At 59.4% G+C, this 20568-nt stretch carries 18 protein-coding genes; 5 read left to right on the top strand and 13 right to left on the bottom strand.

Going from position 1 to position 20568, the window contains the following annotated elements:
* Positions 1 to 6 precede the first annotated feature (6 nt).
* Together HMPREF2605_RS00550 and HMPREF2605_RS00545 are read left to right on the top strand one after the other, a co-directional pair.
* On the top strand, positions 7 to 999 hold the full coding sequence (locus tag HMPREF2605_RS00550; protein WP_070846641.1) for a glycosyltransferase family 2 protein: 993 nt from the start codon (positions 7 to 9) through the stop codon (positions 997 to 999).
* 54 nt (positions 1000 to 1053) lie between these two features.
* Complete coding sequence (locus tag HMPREF2605_RS00545; RefSeq protein ID WP_005507973.1) at positions 1054 to 2169, top strand: acyltransferase; 1116 nt, start codon at positions 1054 to 1056, stop codon at positions 2167 to 2169.
* Positions 2170 to 2260: 91 nt separating this feature from the next.
* Here the strand turns inward: HMPREF2605_RS00545 and HMPREF2605_RS00540 are convergent, their stop codons facing one another.
* The 5 genes from HMPREF2605_RS00540 to HMPREF2605_RS00520 form a co-directional block, all read right to left on the bottom strand.
* Positions 2261 to 3661 (bottom strand): hypothetical protein, encoded by a 1401-nt coding sequence (locus tag HMPREF2605_RS00540; RefSeq protein WP_070846640.1) that lies wholly within the window; start codon positions 3659 to 3661, stop codon positions 2261 to 2263.
* A 116-nt stretch (positions 3662 to 3777) separates the two neighbouring features.
* Positions 3778 to 4653: a glycosyltransferase family 2 protein gene (locus HMPREF2605_RS00535; RefSeq protein ID WP_070846639.1), complete on the bottom strand. Its 876-nt coding sequence runs from the start codon at positions 4651 to 4653 to the stop codon at positions 3778 to 3780.
* Between the two features lie 51 nt (positions 4654 to 4704).
* Complete coding sequence (locus HMPREF2605_RS00530; protein ID WP_005507976.1) at positions 4705 to 5082, bottom strand: DUF2304 domain-containing protein; 378 nt, start codon at positions 5080 to 5082, stop codon at positions 4705 to 4707.
* On the bottom strand, positions 5083 to 5820 hold the full coding sequence (locus tag HMPREF2605_RS00525) for a glycosyltransferase family 2 protein (RefSeq protein WP_005507977.1): 738 nt from the start codon (positions 5818 to 5820) through the stop codon (positions 5083 to 5085).
* Between the two features lie 171 nt (positions 5821 to 5991).
* Positions 5992 to 7995 carry a DUF6541 family protein gene (locus HMPREF2605_RS00520; RefSeq protein ID WP_070846638.1) on the bottom strand — a complete coding sequence of 668 codons (2004 nt, stop codon included), beginning with the start codon at positions 7993 to 7995 and terminating at the stop codon, positions 5992 to 5994.
* Positions 7996 to 8378: 383 nt separating this feature from the next.
* Here HMPREF2605_RS00520 and HMPREF2605_RS00515 point away from each other — a divergent pair, with 383 nt between their 5' ends.
* The 3 genes from HMPREF2605_RS00515 to HMPREF2605_RS00505 all read left to right on the top strand — a co-directional run bounded on the left by HMPREF2605_RS00515 (position 8379) and on the right by HMPREF2605_RS00505 (position 11772).
* Positions 8379 to 8921, top strand: a complete 543-nt coding sequence (locus HMPREF2605_RS00515; protein ID WP_070819214.1) for a flavin reductase family protein — start codon at positions 8379 to 8381, stop codon at positions 8919 to 8921.
* A 131-nt stretch (positions 8922 to 9052) separates the two neighbouring features.
* Positions 9053 to 10282: an acetylornithine deacetylase gene (gene argE, locus HMPREF2605_RS00510; protein WP_070846637.1), complete on the top strand. Its 1230-nt coding sequence runs from the start codon at positions 9053 to 9055 to the stop codon at positions 10280 to 10282.
* A gap of 482 nt (positions 10283 to 10764) precedes the next feature.
* On the top strand, positions 10765 to 11772 hold the full coding sequence (locus tag HMPREF2605_RS00505; protein ID WP_049345964.1) for an MIP/aquaporin family protein: 1008 nt from the start codon (positions 10765 to 10767) through the stop codon (positions 11770 to 11772).
* A 161-nt stretch (positions 11773 to 11933) separates the two neighbouring features.
* On the opposite strand, the gene HMPREF2605_RS00500 is transcribed toward HMPREF2605_RS00505, so the two are convergent.
* The 8 genes from HMPREF2605_RS00500 to HMPREF2605_RS00465 form a co-directional block, all read right to left on the bottom strand.
* Positions 11934 to 12368 carry a HEPN domain-containing protein gene (locus HMPREF2605_RS00500; RefSeq protein WP_070684817.1) on the bottom strand — a complete coding sequence of 145 codons (435 nt, stop codon included), beginning with the start codon at positions 12366 to 12368 and terminating at the stop codon, positions 11934 to 11936.
* Between the two features lie 40 nt (positions 12369 to 12408).
* Complete coding sequence (locus HMPREF2605_RS00495) at positions 12409 to 12954, bottom strand: ArsR family transcriptional regulator (protein WP_083324830.1); 546 nt, start codon at positions 12952 to 12954, stop codon at positions 12409 to 12411.
* A 115-nt stretch (positions 12955 to 13069) separates the two neighbouring features.
* Positions 13070 to 13711 (bottom strand): VanZ family protein, encoded by a 642-nt coding sequence (locus HMPREF2605_RS00490; RefSeq protein WP_070684739.1) that lies wholly within the window; start codon positions 13709 to 13711, stop codon positions 13070 to 13072.
* 225 nt (positions 13712 to 13936) lie between these two features.
* Entirely contained in the window at positions 13937 to 14389 is a 453-nt protein-coding gene (locus HMPREF2605_RS00485) for a fluoride efflux transporter FluC (protein ID WP_070678835.1), read from the bottom strand.
* Positions 14389 to 14793, bottom strand: coding sequence for a fluoride efflux transporter FluC (locus HMPREF2605_RS00480; RefSeq protein WP_246827040.1), 405 nt, complete (start codon positions 14791 to 14793; stop codon positions 14389 to 14391). The genes HMPREF2605_RS00485 and HMPREF2605_RS00480 overlap by 1 nt, the downstream gene beginning before the upstream one ends.
* 145 nt (positions 14794 to 14938) lie before the next feature.
* Positions 14939 to 17725, bottom strand: a complete 2787-nt coding sequence (locus HMPREF2605_RS00475; RefSeq protein WP_070846636.1) for an MMPL family transporter — start codon at positions 17723 to 17725, stop codon at positions 14939 to 14941.
* A 182-nt stretch (positions 17726 to 17907) separates the two neighbouring features.
* Positions 17908 to 18609 carry a TetR/AcrR family transcriptional regulator gene (locus HMPREF2605_RS00470; RefSeq protein ID WP_070846635.1) on the bottom strand — a complete coding sequence of 234 codons (702 nt, stop codon included), beginning with the start codon at positions 18607 to 18609 and terminating at the stop codon, positions 17908 to 17910.
* A 262-nt stretch (positions 18610 to 18871) separates the two neighbouring features.
* A complete protein-coding gene (locus tag HMPREF2605_RS00465; RefSeq protein ID WP_246826887.1) occupies positions 18872 to 20527 on the bottom strand; it encodes a sensor histidine kinase in 1656 nt (551 codons plus the stop codon).
* Positions 20528 to 20568 lie beyond the last annotated feature (41 nt).

The raw sequence follows: 20568 nt of genomic DNA, 5'->3' as shown, positions 1-20568 counted from the left end.
CACCCTATGTCTGCCACCCCTCGCACAAGCATCATTATGCCGGTCTACAACACCGCCTCCACCGTCATTGCGGCGATTAAGTCGGTGCTGGCGCAGACCGACCCCAATTTTGAGCTTCTGGTCATGATTGACGGCTCCCCGGATCATTCGGCGCAGCTGATTGCCGAGTACCTGCAGCAGAACCCGGATGAGCGCGTGCGCGTGTTCAATAACCCCAAGAATCAGGGCCTGTCCGCGATGCGTAACCAGGGCCTGGATGAGGCGCGTGGCGATTGGGTGACGTTCCCCGATTCTGATGATGCTCTCTACCCGATTTTCCTGGAGCGCCTGCACCACCACGCGGAGCGTACGGGGGCGCAGGTGGTCAATTGCGCCCACAACATGGTGGCGACCGACGGTTCGACTACGCAGCGCCTGAAGGGTGCCCCCGGCACGCTGACCGGTCAGGAGGCGGCGTTCGCCCTGCTTAAGGATGAGCTGTCTCCTTACGCTTGGGATAAGATTATTCGCCGCGAACTATTTGAAGGTGTTCGATACCCGCAGATTGAACGAGCCGAGGATGAGTGCGCGCTATTGGACTGCTACCTACGAGCACAGAGCGTGACCGTCATTGACGAGCCGCTGTACGCGTACGCGGTGAGCGCGGGAAGCCTGACGTGGAGCCGTATTACTCCCCTGTCTGAGACTCGCCGCCTGCTGGAGTATTTTGAGAAGTCTCTGCAGCGTACGAGCACGTATCATCTGCTTGCCGGTCAGGAGGCGCTGACGATTGCCCGGGTTATTGCGTACCTGAATAACGCGCAGCAGGCGCTGATTGTGGGCGGTGAGAGCGCACCGGCTGTGCTGGCGGGTTGCCGTGCCGGTTTTACGGTGAGCGATGCGCTGCTTGCGTTGCGCATCCGCCCGGTGTTTGGTGCGGCGGGTCTGCTGTTGAAGACTAGCATGCCGCTGTACCGTCTGCTGTACGGCGCGTACGTTAAGCGGGTCTATAACCTTTAGAATTCGGGTGCTTGTACCCATCACACTCACACACATTGATTGGAGCGGATTTTCATGTCCTCCAAACCTGCATCGGCGCAGGTGGCGTCTTCTCAACCTGCGGATGCTCAGCCTGAGTCTCAGGTGCCTGCCGCGCGCCCTAAGCCCGCGCGAAAGGTGTACCTGGACCTTATTAATGTTCTTGCCATTATCTTCGTGGTGGCGTTGCATGTGCGGTTCAACTATCGGGTGGATTACGATTCGCCCGGCTGGGTTCTCGAGAACATTCTTTCGGGTACCGCGGTTGCGGCTGTGCCGCTTTTCTTCATGGCCTCGGGCATTACCCTGCTGAATTTCACGAACCGTGAGAGCGTCGGCACGTTCTATAAGAAGCGTTTCACGAAGATTCTGATTCCGCTGCTGGTGTGGGGTCAGGTGTATCTCTTTGCGCGCAGCTGGTTTAAGCACACTCCCCTGCCTACGGGTGAGGAGATTCTGGCGGTGCTGTTGGCGCCGAACAAGGTGGGTGTGACCCTCTGGTATTTGGAGGCGCTCATCGGCGTGTACCTGGTGTTGCCGATCTTCTCGTACGCCCTGCGTGGTGCCGGTGAGAAGAAGGTGCAGCTGGCGTGGCTGATGGCTGCGCTGGGTCTGCTGATGCCCATTGCGACTGCTACCCTGCAGAAGATTAATCCGCAGTTTATGCCGGAGTTCTCGGCACCCATCGTGGGGTATGTGGGCTTCTGCTTCTTGGGTTATGCATTGGCGAATACGGAGTTTAGCCTGCCGTGGCGTCTGGTGATTTATGTGCTGGGTATTGCCGGTTCTCTGGCGCATATTCTGGTGGGCCCGTACCTGGTACTAAACCACCCGGGCCTGGGCGGTTTGGCGACCGAGTACCTGTCTGTTCCGACGATTTTCTGGGCCGCGGCGGTGTTCGTGTTCTTCAAATCTCTGCCGCTGAATCGCCTGCCGGAGGCGGTTCAGACGGGTCTGCGTAAGCTGTCGGCTCTGACTTTTGGTGTGTACCTGATTCACCTGCTGATTATTCAGGGCCTCGCCGCCTACGGTTGGCCGCTGGTGGATTACCGCCTGGAGGCACCCTACGCGCTGCTGGTGTGGGCTTCTTCGCTGATTCTGGTGTGGCTGCTGCGCTGGATTCCGCCGGTCCGCAAGTGGCTGATTCCCTAGCGGTGAGCCGCTTACCAGGTTTAAACGTTGGGAGGGGCACGTACATCATGTACGTGCCCCTCCCATAGGTTTTTAAGCAGAGGTTTTTAAGCTACTCGGCGTGAGCTTCTTCCGTGCGGGATGCCAAAGCCACGCCCACCATGTGCACCACGAAGCCGCAGACCGGGCCGACCGCCAACGCCACGATAGCGCGCGGCACCAGCGGCGCGGGGACCAGGAACGCCAAGCTCAAGGTCACCGCCGCGGCAACCACCCAACCGGCGAGGTAGATGCGGTGCTGGTTCACCGCGAGCGCCATATTGCCTGAGAGGGTCATGAGCGCCAGCAGTGCCGAGGCGAAGACCAGCGCACCCAGGGTGATGCCGGAGGCTGCCGCCTCGTACGCGGACTCTGCACCTGCGGCAGGCGGGTAAATCAGGCGGAACAGCAGCGGACCCACCAGGTACGCCGCCAACGCGCCCGCAGCGCCCACAGCCACCACTGCGGCGGCAGGCTTAATGAACGCCGCTACGGGGCGGTGGCGCTGCTTCAAGAAGGCGGAAACCGCCACACCCTGGAACGCCTGCAGGGGAATCATAATCGGCGAACGGGTAATGGAAATCGCCAGGATCAGGGTACCCAGCACGACCGGTTCGCTCTCCGCGGCGCCGCTCGCTTTCAGCACGTTCGGGAAGCCCATCATCAGCACCGCCGCGGCGGCAGAGGACAGGAACGACCAGAGGATATTTAAGCTCAGGCGGCGCGCGGGCACATCGGCGCGGGCAACCCACAGACGGCGACCCGAGACAGTCACGAACGCCAGGATAAGCCACAGACCCATCGGCACGACGGTTGCCACCTCAAGGCCGGCAAGGGAAGGAATCATGAGCGCAGCCGCAAGCATGAGGATGAGGCGCCCGGCAGATTCCAGACCGCCCACCGCAGCGAAAAGGTACCAGCGGTCCTCACCGGCGGTCACACCGCTCATAGTCGCCTGCAGGGCGTAGAGGAACACGCCCACCGCCATAACGGTCACGCCCACCGCCGCCGAATGCGGAATCTGCTGGCCCGCCCACAGAGGGGAGCTCACCAACACCAGCGCACCAGCGATAGCACCCAGAGCCGCGGTCACCGTAACCACGCGGGCGCCCTGCGGCGCGGAACCCTCAGCAGATGCAGCCCCGCCGGATGCAGCCCTGTTAGCTAAAGCCCTGTCAGCTACAGCACGGGTGCGTGCCGTACCCACCGCGCGCGTAATCTCCGGCTGAATACCCGTGATAATACCCGTCACAGTGAAAAGCGCCGCCCAGAACAGCAGGAACTCCGTCAGCTCCGAACCGTTCAGGGCACGCTGAGCAATCATGGTCACCAACAGCGTGGAGACCGCCGCCAACAGGGACGAACCCAAAAGCGCCAGGGACTGGTAGCGGGTGACCGTACCCGAAGACTGGACCTCCCGAGAGGGGTGTTCCTCCACCCCGCTCTTATCGGGGTGCTGTACCGACTCGCTCACCGCGTCCTCCTCATTCCTAGCCGCCAATATAGCCGCCAACACAAACCATCATTACATACGCAGATGCGCCGCACATCCACCGCAGGATGTACGACGCACCGCACACAAATATAGGTTTACTTCACCACATGCTCGGCAAGGTTCTTAACACCCTGCCACTTCTTCGCCAGGGCTGCCTTCGGCAGCAGAGTCAGAGCGTGAGCACGCGAGGAGAAACGGATACGGGCCACGCGGGCAGCCTTCGTCCAACCCAGGGCAATCATCTCATCAGCAATGGTGTTCATGTAGCGGCGCTCCTCATCAAAGCGGGTACCCTCCAGGGCACGCCAGGACGAGTCAGAACCACCGTGACGACGGTACATGAACGCAACCTGCGGATCGTAGTACAGGGAGCCGCCACGCATCGTAATGTCCAGAATCAGCGCCATATCCTGCACAACGTTCAGGCCCTCACGGAAGCCGGTGCCCACGATGGCGTCCTTACGCCAACCCAAGGACGGGAAGTAGAACCACGCGCCGCGCAGCAGGGAGGTAGCCAGCTCCTCACCCTGCAGAACAGCCTCACCCTTGGGACGGTAGAACGCCTTAGTCTGCTCCACCAGAGTGTTCGACAGGCCGTTGTTCTCATCAATCACGACCACGCCGGGCTGGAAAATGGATGCCTCAGGGTGCTTCGCCGCCGAATCCACCAGCCACTGCACATAGTTGGGGAGCATGACATCATCAGCACCCATGACGGTGACCAGGTCATTCTCTACGAAGGTCAAGCACTTACGGTAATTACCGTTCGCGCCCAAGTTCTTCTCGTTACGCATGTAGGTGATGCGCTCATCCTTCAACGACTCGAACCAGCCGGGAATCGAATCATCCGGGTAGCCGTCATCAACAACAATCATGCGCCAGTCCGGGTTGGTCTGACCGACCACAGACAGCACAGCCTGCTTCATCATGGCAACGTCGCCGTAGTAGGGGAACAGAATATCAACGGTCATGAGGTATTACTCCAAGCTCAAACGTGTAGAAACGTATAAAAATCAGGGGCTTTAGGGCTTCTTCTGCTCTCGCTCCGTAGCGCGGGAAGCGCCCTGCGGCTGACGCTGAAGAGCCTTCATAATCGCAACTTCTTCAGCGAGGGTACGCATATCATCCGTAATCTTCGAGATAGCCAGGGTCAAGTGCAAGCTAATACCCATCAGCATAATAATCGCCAGTAGGAACAGCAGGTTGACCGGGGTCTCAATACCCACCAGACGCGAGAGGGCATCCAAAAGCTTCGGGAAAAGCGCTAGCACAATCATGATGACGCCAACGATAAGCCACAGTGCGGCGTACTTTTCCTTCATCTTCTGGTTGCGTACCTGCGCCAGAACGAGAACCTCCATCACCACCACGATGAGAAGGAAGAAAATATTTGCACTCATTTACTTAGACCCCACATTCGTTTTCTGGCGAGTCATCGACATGCCAAACGAGAAGAAAGAACGAACCAGGTACACCGCAGACTTCCACGGGCTTGAAGAAGGAGTACCACCCTGACGCTCACGCATCTCAACCGGCACCTGCTTAACAGTCAAGCCAGAACGAATCGCCATCACGCAGGCATCGATACAGTCACCCAGATACTCAGCAGGTAGATGCTCGCAATACTGCTCAATCGCCTTGCGGTCTGCCGCACGGAAGCCGGAGGTGGCGTCGGTGAACTTCTCGCCTGAAATCATCGTAAACATACGGGCCAGAACCACCATCGCCCACTTACGCGGACCAGACACCTTATAGTTCGTCGCCTCAGCAAAGCGGGAACCGATCGAGATGTTGACATCCTCCAGGCCAGCAAGCACAGTGCGGATACCCTTCGGGTCATGCTGCCCATCAGCATCAACCTGAATCGCGCAATCATATCCGGCTTGGCGAGCATACTTGTAACCGGTGCGCAAAGCGCCACCGATACCCATGTTGTAGGGAAGATCAATCACGAAAGCGCCGGTAGCGCGCGCAATCTCAGAGGTGCGGTCGGTGGACCCGTCATTGACGACTACCAGGTCGACCTCAGGCATCATGCGGAAAAGTTCTTCAATTGTGCCCCCAATAACTTCCTCTTCATTCCACGCGGGCATAATGATGAGGGGCCGAGGGGTCTGCGTAAAAGTCTCTGATTCCATGCGGTGCTATCTCTTGTGTGTATGGCATACGGAAGTTAGTATGCGCACAAAGGCATACCGGTTTTACATCTTATCAGCACTCTCTTAACGACGCTCGAAGTAGCACCGCGGGGGTGGCCTAGTCTCCACGCCACCCCCGCAATACTTCAGGCAGCCCAAAAGTGCCAGATACTAGTTATTATCGCAAGCGCTAATGCGATACAGAGTCATCGACCCCGAGGAGTACACCGGGGTCAGAACGTCCGTATCAATAGCAGCCACGAGGCCGTCGTAGTTTTTCTGTGCGTCTGGGCCGAAGTTCAACTGGTTCTCCAGGTGAACGTACCAGTGGGCCTTGTACTTGTTCACCTCGCGGCACACCTCCGGATTTGTACGAGCGTCCTTGAGGTTGTGCATAATTGCCGAGTACTTGGGTGAGGTCTCAAACTCGAAGTGGTATCCCGTCAGGTGACGATCTGCCAGCGCGTAAATATAGGCGCTACCGTCCCAGGGGTTGTTCACGATCACATCGCCCTTCGGCACGATCTTCGGGATCTCGTTAATGACGTTCATCTCGTCCTGATTCAGCACCACAGAGGTCGGGGTCACTCGGTATTCCTGCGATACCGCCAGAGTTGTCTCCTGCACCGAGGGTACACGCGAAGAAAGACCAGCAACTACCAGTACCAGAACCATCGCAACGCCCATGCCGACGGTCGCAACCTTCAATCGTGCCGGGCGCGGCGCGCGGCGCGCAACCCAGGTAAGCAGACCTTCCACGAAGCCGCCCAAGCCGATACCAGCCAGAATCACCGAGGGGAATACCACCAGCGCCGCCAAGCGGAAATGATCCGTGTACCAGGGAGCAACCATCAACAAGCGGAACTCGCCGCGCGGCACCGAGGCGGACACAATCCATAGGTAACCAATCAGCACCCAGCTGGCAATCAGCCACAGGTTGCGGTGCTTGTACAGCAGGTACCCCGCGCCCCACAGGGCCAGGAAACCGGCCAGATACGAGGGATTGAACGTATCTCTCAACTGATTGGCGTTCTCCAGGCCCAAGAAGAGGAACTGGTAGAGCGCCTCACCTTCGGTGAGCATAGGCTCCCACGTGTTGCTGGCAGATGCGCCAGGACGCAGGAACCACCAGGCACCCACACACCCAAGAATTACCAGCCCGAGTAGAGCGGATCTCACCCACTTCTGGCGAGAGGCCAGCTCGCGCGAGCGCACTACCCACGCCACCCCGGCCAGCACCAGCGGCAGAGCAAAGACCACAGCAGACACCACCGCGTTCGGATGCACAAGCGCTAGACCTGCGACACCCACCAGGGCGGCAAGACACAGGGAAAGCAGAGCTGCGTACTCGCCGCGCACCATCACCTGCACCAGGCATACCATGAGTGCCACAAATGATGGCACCAGAGCGTAACCCAGCAGATTCGGGAAGAGCACACCCCAGCGCAACAACAGACCGGGGAAGGCGGCAAAACCACAGGTCAGCGCAGGGATTGCCAACGCCTGCAGGCGACGCAGCTTCGGGATGCTCAGGCTTAGCGCCACCAGCGAGCAGGGCCACAAAATGCTGGCAGCCAGTAACACGGTCACGATGGTGGCAGTCGCAATGCTCGTACCCGTAGTGCTATAAATCAGGGACACAAAATCATGCCAACCCGCCGGGTAAAATGCCGGTTGCTGGTCTGCCGCAGATACCGCGCCCAGGGTCAGGCTCGACGCGTCACCGTGCTCCTGAATCCAACGGATTGCATTCATATGGAATGAGTTATCCAGGCTCTGCGAGAACGCCTCAGGCCCGTAGACCATGTCCTCGGTCATGTGCAGCACCAGGAATCCGCCTAAAACAGCACCCACCACCGGCCACGCCACAGGAACATCATTACCCGGCCACGAGGCAGACGCCAGGGCAGGCCAACGGCGACCCACTAGCCACATCAGGCCCGCTGCCGTAGCCACCAACACGACCGCGACCACTACGAAGGAAATCAGGTTCCACGCAATCCCGATCTTACCCAGCACAATTGCCGAGACGGCAATCAGGGCAAAGGACAGGAGCGGAGAGAGGAAGACGCGCAGACGTGCGGGAACACGCAGCGCCCAGCCCATTGCATAGCCGGGGCCAAAAGCCAACACGACCGCAAAAAGTAGCAGCGGAATAGTTGCCAACCAGCTCATTAACCTTCTTCTCCCCACAGTTCACGCACCGGAAAACCCCTCAAATACGGGGGTCGGTGCGCTTTCGCGTACCAAGCAAGGATACCCTAGAGCCCTCTTCACCCCCGCGAAACCCCGCGGAAGAGAGAGGGATAGCACCTCAATCATGTGTTGCAGGGCGCTGGTTGGGCTGTCTGTGTGAAGCTCCCATATGACGAAGAATATGACGTAATATTTCACGCCCTACGTCATGAAAGGTGCACCTAAGAAACATAGGGCAATAAATAAGGTGTTCAGCACCCATTAGCTTTACTCTGAAACATATCTCCCCTTAACAAAGGGTCGCCCAACGCATACACATCTGGACGACCCCTCAAACGCAGCCGCAGAAGAAAGGGTCGATCATGACCGAAACCATTGCAGCACAGGCACCCATCGCCGACACCTCCGAGCAGTTCAAGCTCGCCTTCGGCCACCAGCCCGCCGGCGTTGCCATCATCACCGCCACCGACGAAAACGGCGAACCCGCAGGCTTCACCGCCTCCTCGCTGACCTCCGTCGCCGCAGAACCGCCCATCATCGCCTTCTCCCTCAAGGCAAACAGCGGCTCCGCAGCAAAGATCGCGGCTGCTTCCTCCTTCCTCGTGCACATGCTCGACGCTGAGAATGTCACCCTCGCGAAGAACTTCGCAACCCACGACTACCCTCGCTTTGAGGACCCCAGCACCTGGGAATTCGTCCACACCGGCGAGCCCCTCGTCCACGGCGTGCGCCGCGTACTGCGCGCAACCCCGCTCAGCCGCGTTGAGGCAGGCCCCGCACTCGTCTTCACCGCGCAGGTTGAAGAGTTCATCCGCAACGACTGCGAAGGCACCCCGCTGGTCTACCACTCGCGCAACTTCCACGCGCTGGGCGACCACTCCAACGTGAACAACTACATCATCTAACCCCGCGCAGGGGTCACGGGGCGGTATTCGACGACCATGAGGCGACGAATGCCGCCCCGCGGCGTACCCTGAACATGACAGCGCACGCGGCACATGACAGCGCACAGCATTACATTGCAGAAGGAATAGTTATGACGGTTCAGACCACCCAGCCCGCATCCCTCCCCTGGCTCGAAAAGCTCATCGCGATTCCCACCATCTCCGGTAGCTCCAACCTCGAACTCATTGAGCTCATCGAAGCCGAGTTCGCCCGCTACGGCTACAGCGGCGTGCGCACCTACAACGAGGACGGCACCCGCGCCAACCTCTTCATCACCGTCCCCGCAGCGGACGGCACCACCCGCGGCGGCCTCATCCTCTCCGGCCACACGGACGTCGTTCCCGTCGCCGGTCAGGACTGGGACGCCGACCCCTTCACCTTGCGCGTGGAGGGTACCCGCGCCTACGGCCGCGGCGTGTGCGATATGAAGGGCTTCCTCGCCGTCGCCCTCTGGCTGCTGCCGCGCATTGCCGAGGCGAAGTTGCGCGCTCCCCTGCACTTCGCGTTCTCCTACGACGAGGAAATCGGCTGCGTCGGTGCCCCCGCCCTTATCGAGGAGTTCGTGGCGCGCGACCTCGCCCCCGACTACGCGATTGCGGGTGAACCCTCCAGCATGCGCATCATCGACGCGCACAAGGGCGCGCACCGCGGCCGCGTCACCTTCACCGGCGTGCCCAAGCACGGCTCCCTCGCCACCCACGGCGTGAACGCGGTTGCTGCCGCCGGCGAGTTCATCACCTTCTTCACCGACATGGCGGACCAGTGGGAAGAAGAAGGCCCCTACGACGAATCGTTCATCATTCCCCATTCCACCGGCAGCGTGAACCTGGCAAACGGCGGCCTGCAGTACAACATCGTCGCCGAGCAGGCGGTCGTGGAGTACGATGTGCGCACCCTGCCGCAGGTGACTACCGAGTCCTTCGTCGAGCGCATTGACCGCGAACTTTCCGAGGTGATTCTGCCCGACCTGCAGGCACGCGCCGCACGCGCAGAGAAGCTCACCGGCGCGGAGCCCGGTAGCCTCACCTCCCGCGTGGGCGTGAAGCACGAACTGCTCGCCGCCGTACCTGGCCTCGGTACCGAAGACGATGCGCCCATCGTGCGCCTCGCCCACGAGTGGCTCGGCACCAACGACGCACCGCAGAAGGTCACCTACGGCACCGAAGCGGGCCAGTTCCAGCGCGCCGGCGTGCAGAGCATCATCTGCGGCCCCGGCGATATTGCGCAGGCGCACTCCCCGAACGAGTGGATTGAACTGGAGCAGCTGAGCGAATGTGAGCGCTTCTTCGAGGCGATTCTCGACTGGGCGAGCGCCAAGTAGCAGCCACATAGCAACCGTGTAGCGGCGTAGAACCCAGACCATGGCGGCTCATAAGAGCCGCACAAAAATTACAGAAAATGCCCGGGTACCTCATGCGGTGCCCGGGCATTTTTTGTGCTGATGGCGGGTAGTGAAGGTGGGGATTCAAGTGTTGGTTGAGCCATGGATTTAACGATCGGTTGAACTGTGGGTTTAAGTATGGGTTTATGGAATGAGTCCAAGGTGTGGACTATGCCTGTTTTTCCCCTCATCCACCACATTTATTTTTAAACGAAAAACCCGAAAAACCGCTTATGTCTAAGGGTGAAATAACACAAAAGTATTGTCTTCCAGGGGTATTCAAGGTTCCATAGATGCCAAAGGTTAAACACGCCACCCAGGCGACATAACCCACACAAAACCACACCTCCCTCACGCTCGGCACTGCACACCCGGTCGAACCCCGGTTCACCACCCGCAGTTCACTACCTGAAGGACACCCCGTGTACACCATCAGCCCCTACCTCGCCGAATTCCTCGGCACGCTCATCATGTGCACCATCGGCTGCGGCGTCATCGCCAACGTCGAACTCCGCCGCTCCAAAGGCCACGGCGACAACTTCTTCACCATCGCCTTCGGCTGGGGCTTCGCCGTCACCTTCGGCGTCTACGCCTCCCACGCCTACTCCGGCGGCCACCTAAACCCCGCCGTATCCATCGGACTGGCAGCCTACGGCGAATTCCCCTGGGAGAAGGTCCCCGGCTACATCATCGCCCAGGTCCTCGGCGCAATGGTCGGTGCCGGACTGGTCTACCTCAACTACCTGCCCCACTGGAAGGCAACCGCCGACAAGAAGATTAAGCTCGGCATCTTCGGTACCGTCCCCGCCATTCACAACTACTTCACCAACGCCCTCTCCGAAATGATTGGCACGTTCATGCTGGTCTTCTCGGCACTGTACACCGGCGTGAACTTCAAGCCGTCCATCAGTGGCGGTGTGGAACTCTCCCTCAACCTCAACGACGTGCTCAAGCCCCTCGCCTTCGGCTTCATGGTCGCCGTGCTCGTCATCGGTCTGGGTGGTCAGACCGGCTACGCCCTGAACCCCGCCCGTGACTTCGGTCCGCGCCTCATGCATGCCCTGCTGCCCATCCACGATAAGGGTTCCTCGCGCTGGTTCTACGCGTGGGTTCCAATTTGCGGCCCGATTGCCGGTGGTTTCATGGGTGGCGCGTTCTTCAAGCTCTACTACGAGGGTCAGGTCAGCCCGTGGCTGTTCGTTTCCAGCGCTCTGGCGGTTGTGGTTCTGCTCTTCGCGTGGTGGGCTAACAGCCACCTGTACCGCGCACCCAGCTCCGAGGTCGTCCCCGAATTTGAGGACACCCACGCTACCGCGGCGGCACGCGCAGCAACCTACACCCCGACCGGTTCCATGCCGATTCTGCTACCCGAAGAGGTGAAGGGTAACCGTAGCACCCGCGTCGTGAACCGCGTGACCGACGACGAGTAGTCTTCCCGCCTGGGAACTTCCCTGTCTAGGGTTTCATCTAAAACGGCGAACCCCTCATTTTCATAACCTGACTTATGTTGTTCAGGTTATGAAAATGAGGGGTTCGTTGCGTCTACCTCACGGAAGGAGGTTCATTCAGGGGTGCCGAAAAGAAATATCGTCTAGAAAGGTCCTAGCTTAGGAATAAAAAGAGTCATCTCCTGAACGATATACTCTGCATCTTCCAAAGCCTCTTCAGCTTCTTCCACAGCTATAGGCTCATAATCCAAACCGGGATACTCAACCTCATGGCGAGTTCGACGCAAGCGAGAATACAGCTTACCCACCACATCATGAGGGCCTCGCTGAGCACGCAACGCATCACCCACCACAATATGACCTCCCCGAGTAGTCGGCCGCAGACCCTGCACCGCCAAGGCAGCAGTCATCGCCAACCTCGAAGCATCATAGAGGAGCGTATAGGCACCTTCCGGATCATCAACCACCAGACGATGCGCCGTCTTTAGATGCCGATGAGCACGCAACAACAGACCTTGAGCATGCTCACGATTTACAGTAACCCGTTCCAACTCACCGGCATTAATCAGCTCAAGCATGCGCTCCCGGCCAACAGTCCAAGGACCAGGAGTCGGGGCATTAGGCTTCAGCGTCGACATCATTCACCTCCAGCTGCCCAAAGAGAACCTCCATCGGGCGCGAGCGCACAGTCTGCACGAAACCATCCTGCGAGTTCCATGCCTCATGAGATAGCCGCTTTACGTTCACCTCATAGCCAAGCTTCTGCTCAGCATCATCAATAGCCTCATACAGCTTCTGACGTGAAGGGGAACCAACAACCAACACATCAATATCATTCGGCACGTGCCCAGCCACCCCAGAACGACGGCTAGCCCACGAGCCATAAATAGCGGCACCCTCAATATTGGAAATGCCCTGCAAAGTATCCCGGAGCACCGGAACGGGGCCATAAGTTACCAGGATCAACTGACGCATCGCCTGGCCCACCGGATTATCAACCTTGGCTTGCACCATACGGGTCCTACCAACATTCTGGACAGTCACCAGACCGGACTGTTCCAGACGATTCACCTCTCGGGAGACAGTCGGCAACGATGCACGTGTCGCATCAGCAATCTGAGACACCGTGTACTGCTGCTCAGGGTGAGAGAACAGCAATGCCATCACTTCACCCTGCAGGTCACTACGCAAGATAGGAAGGAGACTAGGAGCAGACGTTTTCATAACATGAATTATATCAATCATGTTATGAAAACGTCTGCTATTTTTTGGAGGGGTATTAGGCTGCAGCGGAAGCCATTGCCAGCACCCGATCATGCTTAGCGAGGCGGCGCTTCTGAATCGCGCGCACCACCCAGATGCACACCGCACCCAGAACCGCGCCGGCAGTATTGTTCACAATGTCATCCACATCGAAAGTACGGTAGGTGAAGCCCGCCAGACCCCAGTTACCGGTCAGCTGGCTCAGCTCAATGAAGCTCGAGAGTGCGAAGCCACTTAGTGCCGTAGCGCGCAGACCCCAGCGCAGGCAGCCCGCCGTAAAGAAGCCCAGGGGAATGAACATCGCAATATTGAAGAAGAGCTGCGCGTACACGGTAGTCGCGAAGCGGCGCAGACCCATGCCGGCCGTCAGGTCCCACGCCTGCTGCCAGCTCCAGCCCACATAGAAGCGCGGGTAGTACAGTTCGGGGTTCGTGACGCTATTCGCGCTACCAATCGGAGTCAGCGTCAGCGAAAGAATCGAGGCAAGGAACAACGCGAAAGATGCAGTCAGCAGGTATTGGCGGGTGCTGTGCGCTCGACCGGTCCTCTTGGCACGCAGGCGCATACCAATGAACCCGATGATAGAGAGTGCGACAGTAAGCGCCGCAATCTCGATGGCGAAGGTGCCAATCATGTGTTTACTGAGCAGTTCCTGCATGCCGTGTGTTCCTTAGGTCGTGAGAGTGAGTAATATGCTTTCCACCTGCATATATGCCTGTTCTAACATATATTTCCGATGGTATATAGCGGGTTACCGTTCATGCCCGCCGCATATCGTTCACCACCAGTGTAAAAGACCGCTCTATGGCTCACCCTAGGCGAAACTGTGAAAAAGCTGTACACGCACCCAAACATGCCATGAGAACCACCACAGCCGGTGCCGTCAGTACAAAACATCCGGCGGGAACACCGGCGCAATATACCGACCAAACAGCAGCACGAACAAGAGCGCGCCCGCAATCGCAGCCGCCATCGCACCCACAACCTGCACCAGCCACAGCATCAGGAACTTCACCATCTTGCCCTCAGCGCGGGCAGTCAGCGCCTCCACCATGGCGGTCGAGAAGGTCGTAAACCCACCCAGCAGACCGGTCGTAATCACCGTGCACCAGAACGCCACCTGTTCCGTGGCGTTATAGTGCACGCCCAGCGCGCGAGGATTAGAGACCGGCATAATCAGCAGGCCGTACAGGAACGAGCCCACCAGGTTAATGACGAACACCGGGCTAATAATCGACGACTCCGTGCGCAGGCGAGGCGACATCGCCTTATCGAGGAAGAAGCGGGTCATCGCACCCAGACCGCCGCAGAGGAACACCATCAGAGCGAAAAACATTAGCGGCCCTCCTCAGCATCGTGGACGGGTACCAGGCGGGACGCCACAAAACGGCCGGTCAGCATGCCAGCCGCGGCGGCAACCAAACCACCCACGAGCAGCACTGCCACCGCCAGCACCATATATTGAGCGTGCACCGTGTACGGCAGAAAAATCGTCTGCGCCAGCACCGCAGCAATCGACGAATAGGTCGTGTAGCCGCCCATCATACCCGCACCGAACAGCAGGCGGAACGAGTGAATCCGGTCCTCGCCGTCACGGCGCGCGTAGGCGTTCCACACCATCGTCAGCAGGCCCAGCGTGAACGAACCCAGCAGGTTCGCCACCAGCACGCCACCGGGGGTGTACACGCGGCACAGCGCACCCGTGCCGCCGCCCAAAAAGACAAGAAAAGGGGCAGGCACACGGGTTAGAACGCCTCCTATCCTCTGCCGGATACTCGCGCGGTTCCTCATCACCGTGCACCTGCCCTTTCGTCTCGTATTAGTCTTCAAAGTGCGCTACAACAGCGCACAAACACACACTAATACTTTAGCGGTTACCCAGGCTTTAGCTGTTACCCGAACCGGCGGCAGACTCACGCTCGTGCTGAATCTTCTCGCTCAGTGCGGCGCCCTCAACATCCATATTCGGAGTGAGGCGATCCAGCCACTTAGGCATCCACCACGCCTTATCGCCCAGCAGAGCCATAATCGCCGGGGTCAGCGTCATGCGCACAATAAACGCATCCACGAGCACACCGAACGCCAGACCGAAGCCCATCGGGCGGATCATGGTCGAATCAGCAAAGATGAAGCCACCAAACACCGAAATCATGATAATCGCGGCAGCCACCACCACACGCACCGCATGGTTGTAACCGCTCACAATGGCGGTCGCCGCATCCTTGCCGTGCACGTACGCTTCACGCATGCCGGTCACCAGGAACATCTGGTAATCCATCGCAAGACCGAAAAGAATACCGATGAGCAGGGTCGGCAAGAAGGACAGCACCGGACCCGGGTGGTCCACGCCGAAGAGGGAGCTCATGAAGCCCAACTGGTAAATCGACACCACGGCACCGAAGCTCGCCAGCACCGAGAAGAGGAAGCCAACCGAGGCAACCAGCGGAACCATAATCGAACGGAACACCAGGATCAGCACCAGGAAGGACAGGCCCATCACCACGCCCAGGTACAGGGGTAGCTTCTGCGCGAGCACCTCGGAGACGTCAATATTGCCGCTGGTCTGACCCGCAATGCCTAGAGACACCTCAGAGCCCTGAACCGGAACGGTCACGGCTCGCAGCTCGTGGACGAGCTCTTCAGTCTCCACGGAGCTTGCACTGTGGGCAGGAATCACCTGGAAAATCATCAGGGTACGGTCATCAGTCATACCGCCGGGAACCACAGCCTGCACATTCGCGCCGCCGCGCTCCTTGACCGCAGAGGCGATATCAATCTGCGCCTGCTGAGCCTGCTCCTCACTCATGTTCGCGGGCGTGTGCGCGACCGCAACCAGCGGCGCGCTCATGCCCTCACCAAACTTGTCCTTGACCAGTGCGTACGACTTGTACGCGACGCTATCGGAGGGGTAGTTCGAGGCGTCCGGCAGGCCCAGGCGCATCTGAGACATGGGGGCGGCAACTGCCAGCAGTGCCAGCGTACCGACCACCAGAGTCAGTAACGGACGCGCCAGCACGAGGCGCAACCAGCCGTTCGGCTTCTCGGTGCGTTCGGCATCCTGCGCGCGGCGCTCCGCAATCTTCTTCGGGGTACCGCTGGAAGCCCACAGCTTCTTCGACATGACCTTGGCACCCGCCAGGGACAGCACCGCCGGGGTGAGAGTCACCGCGATCAGGGCGGCAACAACCACGCAGAACGCGGCGGCATTACCCATTACGCCCAGGAAGGGAATACCGGTCACGTTTAGCGCCACAAGCGCAATAATCACGGTGCTCGCCGCAAAAATCACGGCGTTACCGCTCGTGCCGTTCGCCAGGGCAATCGCCTGGACCTTCGGCATGCCGTCCAGCAGGTTCGTGCGGTAGCGGTTCAGAATGAACAGCGAATAGTCGATACCGACCGCCAGGCCAAGCATCAGGCCCAGGGTGTAGGCGGTGGAGCTCATCTGAACAACGGAGGACAGGGAGAGCGTGCCGAGCACACCCACCACCACGCCCACCAGAGACATCAGAATCGGCAGGCCGGCAGCCACGAGGGTGCCGAGCATAACTATCAGCACGATGAAGGCGATGATCATACCCGCAACCTCACCGGTGTGCGAGCCGCCGCCAAGCGCGGATTCGCTCAGGTTCGCGTCGAACTGGACGGTCGCCCCGTGCAGGTTCGCCGACTCGATGTCGGACATGACCTTCTGCAATTCGGCGGACGGCACCTCGTAAATCTTCTTCTTAAACGAGACAGTCGCAATCGCCGTGGACTGATCCTCAGAGACCATACGGTAGCCGGAGGTGAAGTCGTAGAGCTTCTGCTGACGCTCCAGCTGCTCACGCTGTGCAGGCAGGTCACTCTCGGTCTTCTGAAGCTGGTTGCGCTGCTCGTCCAGCTTCTTCTTGCCCTCAGCCAGCTCGTCCTTCTTGGAGGCGATTTCTGCGCGACCCGCGTCAACCTGCTTCTGGCTCTCGGTCAGGGTATCGCGCTGCTGATTGAGTGCGTTCTGCTGCTCGGTCAGCTGCGCCTGCTGGGTGTTGAGCTGCTCCATCATGGCGGCGGGTGAGCCTGCCGCCTCCGCCTGGGCGTAGCCGTCCTTCAGCTGTGCCTGCGCATCGTCCAACTGCTTCTGCGCGTCGTCCAGCTGCTTTCGACCTGCGGTAATCTGCTCCTGCGAGTCGTCGAGCTTCTTCTCGTTGTCGGCAATCTGCTTCCTGCCGTCCTCAAGCTGCGAGGTGGCGGCATTCAGCTGCTTTTTGCCGTCCTCGATCTGGGAGGGGGCGGCGTCAATCTTGGCGTGCGCCTCGTCGAGCTGGGTTTTCGCTTCTGCAAGCTTGGAGGTGGTGGTGAACGGGTCGGTGACCGCATCCACGGAGGGCACCTCGCTGGGCAGTGCGCTCAGTGCGGCGGAGAATGCCTGCTTCTGCTCTTCGGTGAGGGCGGTGCCGTCACCGGTGGTGAGAATGATCTGGCCGGAGCCGCGGTTGGCACTGGGGAAGCGCTGTGCGAGCTCGTCGGAGAGCTGCTGGGTCTGCGTTCCGGGCATGGTGAAGGTGTTGCTGAGCTTGCCGTGGAACGCGGTGTAGGCACCCACTACACCGGCGACGATGAGTACCCAGGTGAGGATGACAGCCCATGCGCGGCGGGCGGCAGCTTCACCGATGCGGTAGAGCCATGTAGCCATGATTCAGTCCTTTGAAGTTAAGTGAGTGAAGAGTTTGGGTGTTGGGTGCGTGTGAATACGGCGTGTGGTTTGCCCTATACGGCGAACGCTGTGTCCTGTTTTTAGACAAAAAACACCCCGCCCCGGGCACCTGCAGATGAGGTGCCCGAAGCGAGAGTGTTTGAGCGTTGACGCTATGGGGCTTAGCTTGCGAATTCGCCCTGGACCAGACGACCCAGGTAGTCGAGTGCTTCGAGGACACACTGGCGCATTGCTTCAATGGCGAGTGCTTCGGGGTGGGTGCCCTCGGGGGCTTCTGCTGCAACCTTGACCGTCATTTCTTCGGCGCGGGTGAGGTAGTAGTAGACGCCTTCACCGATGGTTTCGGCGAGGTTGGAGGCGAAGACTGCCACGCGCAGGTAGGGCAGGTCGGGATATGCCGCGAGGTACCGCTCGAGGAAGATGTCGTAGGTGCGCTCGAGGATGACGTGCGAGTATTCTTCGAACTTCGCGGGGCTGTCCATTTCGAGGGCGTAGAGCAGGTGTGCGAAGGGTGCGATGTACTCTTCGAGGGTGTTGCTCATGAAGACCTTGCGAGCGATGGAGAGCATTTCGGCTTCCATGCTTGCGTTTTCGCCGGAGATGGTGAAGTCGCATTCTTCGAAGATGCGGTTGAAGTACTGGTTCATGCGGGTGACCAGTACGTCGTCTACGGAGGCGAAGTGGTTGAAGATGGTGCGGCGGGAGACGCCTGCGCGTTCTGCGAGTGCTTCTGCGTTGAGGGCGCCGTAGCCACCCTCGAGGATGAGGGATTCTGCTGCCTCAACGATTGCGATGCGGTTCTCTGCCTTGCGGGCGGAACGCTTGTCCGTGATGTTTGCGGGAGATTCAACAAGATTAGCCATGTTTTTTACAATACGCGCATTGTTTCACTGGGGGTAACTATTTTGGGGTTAGATTCACCACATATTTGCACTCTAGGTAATAAACCTGAAGTGCAGATTTAACGTTTACTCAACAAGTAATTTAGCGTTTTAGCACGTCAAGGCGCTATAAACCCTCAAAAGCACCGCGGGGGAGCAGAGTGCACACCCCACCCCACCCCCTCGAATACTCACCCAAACTACCCGCCAGGCGAGTCGCTCAGCGAACCACAAATCAAGCGCACTAGGCGCGCGCCGCCTCCAAAGGCAGACGCACCGTAAAGACCGTATGCCCAGGCTGACTCTGCACCTGAATCGAACCGCCGTGCGCCTGCACAATCGCCTGCACAATCGCCAGACCCAGACCAGTCGTTCCATCCGAACCGGAACGCGCCTTATCGGCACGGGTGAAGCGGTCAAAAATCTTCGGCAAGAAGTCCGGGGCAATACCCGGACCATTATCGGCCACGGTCACCACAGCTTCACGGCGTGCAGCATCCACCGACAGGCCCGCGGTCACGCGCGTACCCTCATCGGTGTGCTTGCGAGCATTCGAGAGCAAGTTCAGAATCACGCGCTGAATCTGGGAGCGATCGGCAACAACCTCAACCGGCTCGTCGGGCAGGTTCAGGTGCCATTCGTGGGTGCGCGCTGCCGCCTGCATGTCGGAGGTGCATTCAAGCACCAGCTCGGTCAGGTCAACCTGCTCCAGCTTGGGCTCGCGACCCTCGTCCAGGCGAGCAAGGGTCAGCAGATCCTCAACGAGGCGGGACATACGCTCGGTCTGCGAATCGATACGCGCCAGGGAGGACTGGCCGGATTCGCTGAGCGGCTCGGTCCAGCGGAGCATATCGGAGTACCCCTTAATGGCGGCAAGGGGCGTGCGCAGTTCGTGGGAGGCGTCCGCAATAAAGGCGCGAATCTGATGTTCGGTGCGTTCGCGCACCTCCAGAGCAGAGTTCACGTTATCGAGCAGCTGATTGAGGGCGTAGCCTACGGCACCCACTTCGGTGCGCGGGTCGGAATCTCGCGGACCCACTCGCACCGCCGAGGAGATGGTGTGCTCTTCCAGGTCCAGGTGCGCCACATCGGTTGCCACCGCGGAGACTCGCTCCAGAGGCTTCATGGTGCCCCGAATAATGTAGGAACCCGCCACGCCGGCGCCGACCATCACAGCAATAGAACCAAGGGCTACCACAATCACGAAGATGGTGAGGGTCTGCTGTACGTTGGCGAGCGGAATACCAACCACCTGGGCGTCGGCGCTGCTATTAGCTTTCGGGGTGATTTTGATGAGGTACAGGCCGGATTCCAGTTTGACCTCTCGGACTTCTTCTTTGGTGGCGTTCAGCGCCATGGTTCCGAGGGTTACCTGGTCGTTGGCGGAGAGGGTTTGTACGGTGCCGTCCTTGGCGAGCTTGCTGGCAATTTCCACGGCACCTTCGGACTCAACACAGGTAATGATGGTTCCGGATGCCTGACCGGGCGCAAAGAGAGAGCTGCTCTTCTGCAGGTCACTGCAGTCCACTTCTTCTCGCTTGCCGTTTCGGGAGGTCGGCTGCACTACGCGGTGGCTGGTTTCTTTGAGGTCGCTTTGCGCCTGCTGATAGAGGGAGTTCTGCAGAGTCACATAGGTGGACAGGCCAATAATGAGGCAGGCGATGCCGAGGGCTGCCACGAGGATGGCGATAAGGCGCGAGCGAAGGTGGGGTACGTACCCGAGTTCTTCGGGGGATGCCTCGGGGTTCCTCATGCTCTTCCAGGCGGCGCGTAGGCGCACGAAGAAGTTCCCCGGGGAGGGCGCGGCACCGTCTCGTGCGGGGGTACCCGCGCGCAGGGGGCGGGTTGCTTCATTATCCGGGGAGGCGGGTTCACCGGGTGAGTAGGAGCCCACGAGCATCCTTTCTTTCCATATTCGAAATACGGAATATAACTGATATG

This window comes from Rothia sp. HMSC065C03 (assembly GCF_001837295.1).
Classification (GTDB): Bacteria; Actinomycetota; Actinomycetes; order Actinomycetales; family Micrococcaceae; genus Rothia.
The sequence above is the reverse complement of the archived record's forward strand: the minus strand, read 5'-3'. Positions and strand labels throughout refer to the sequence as shown.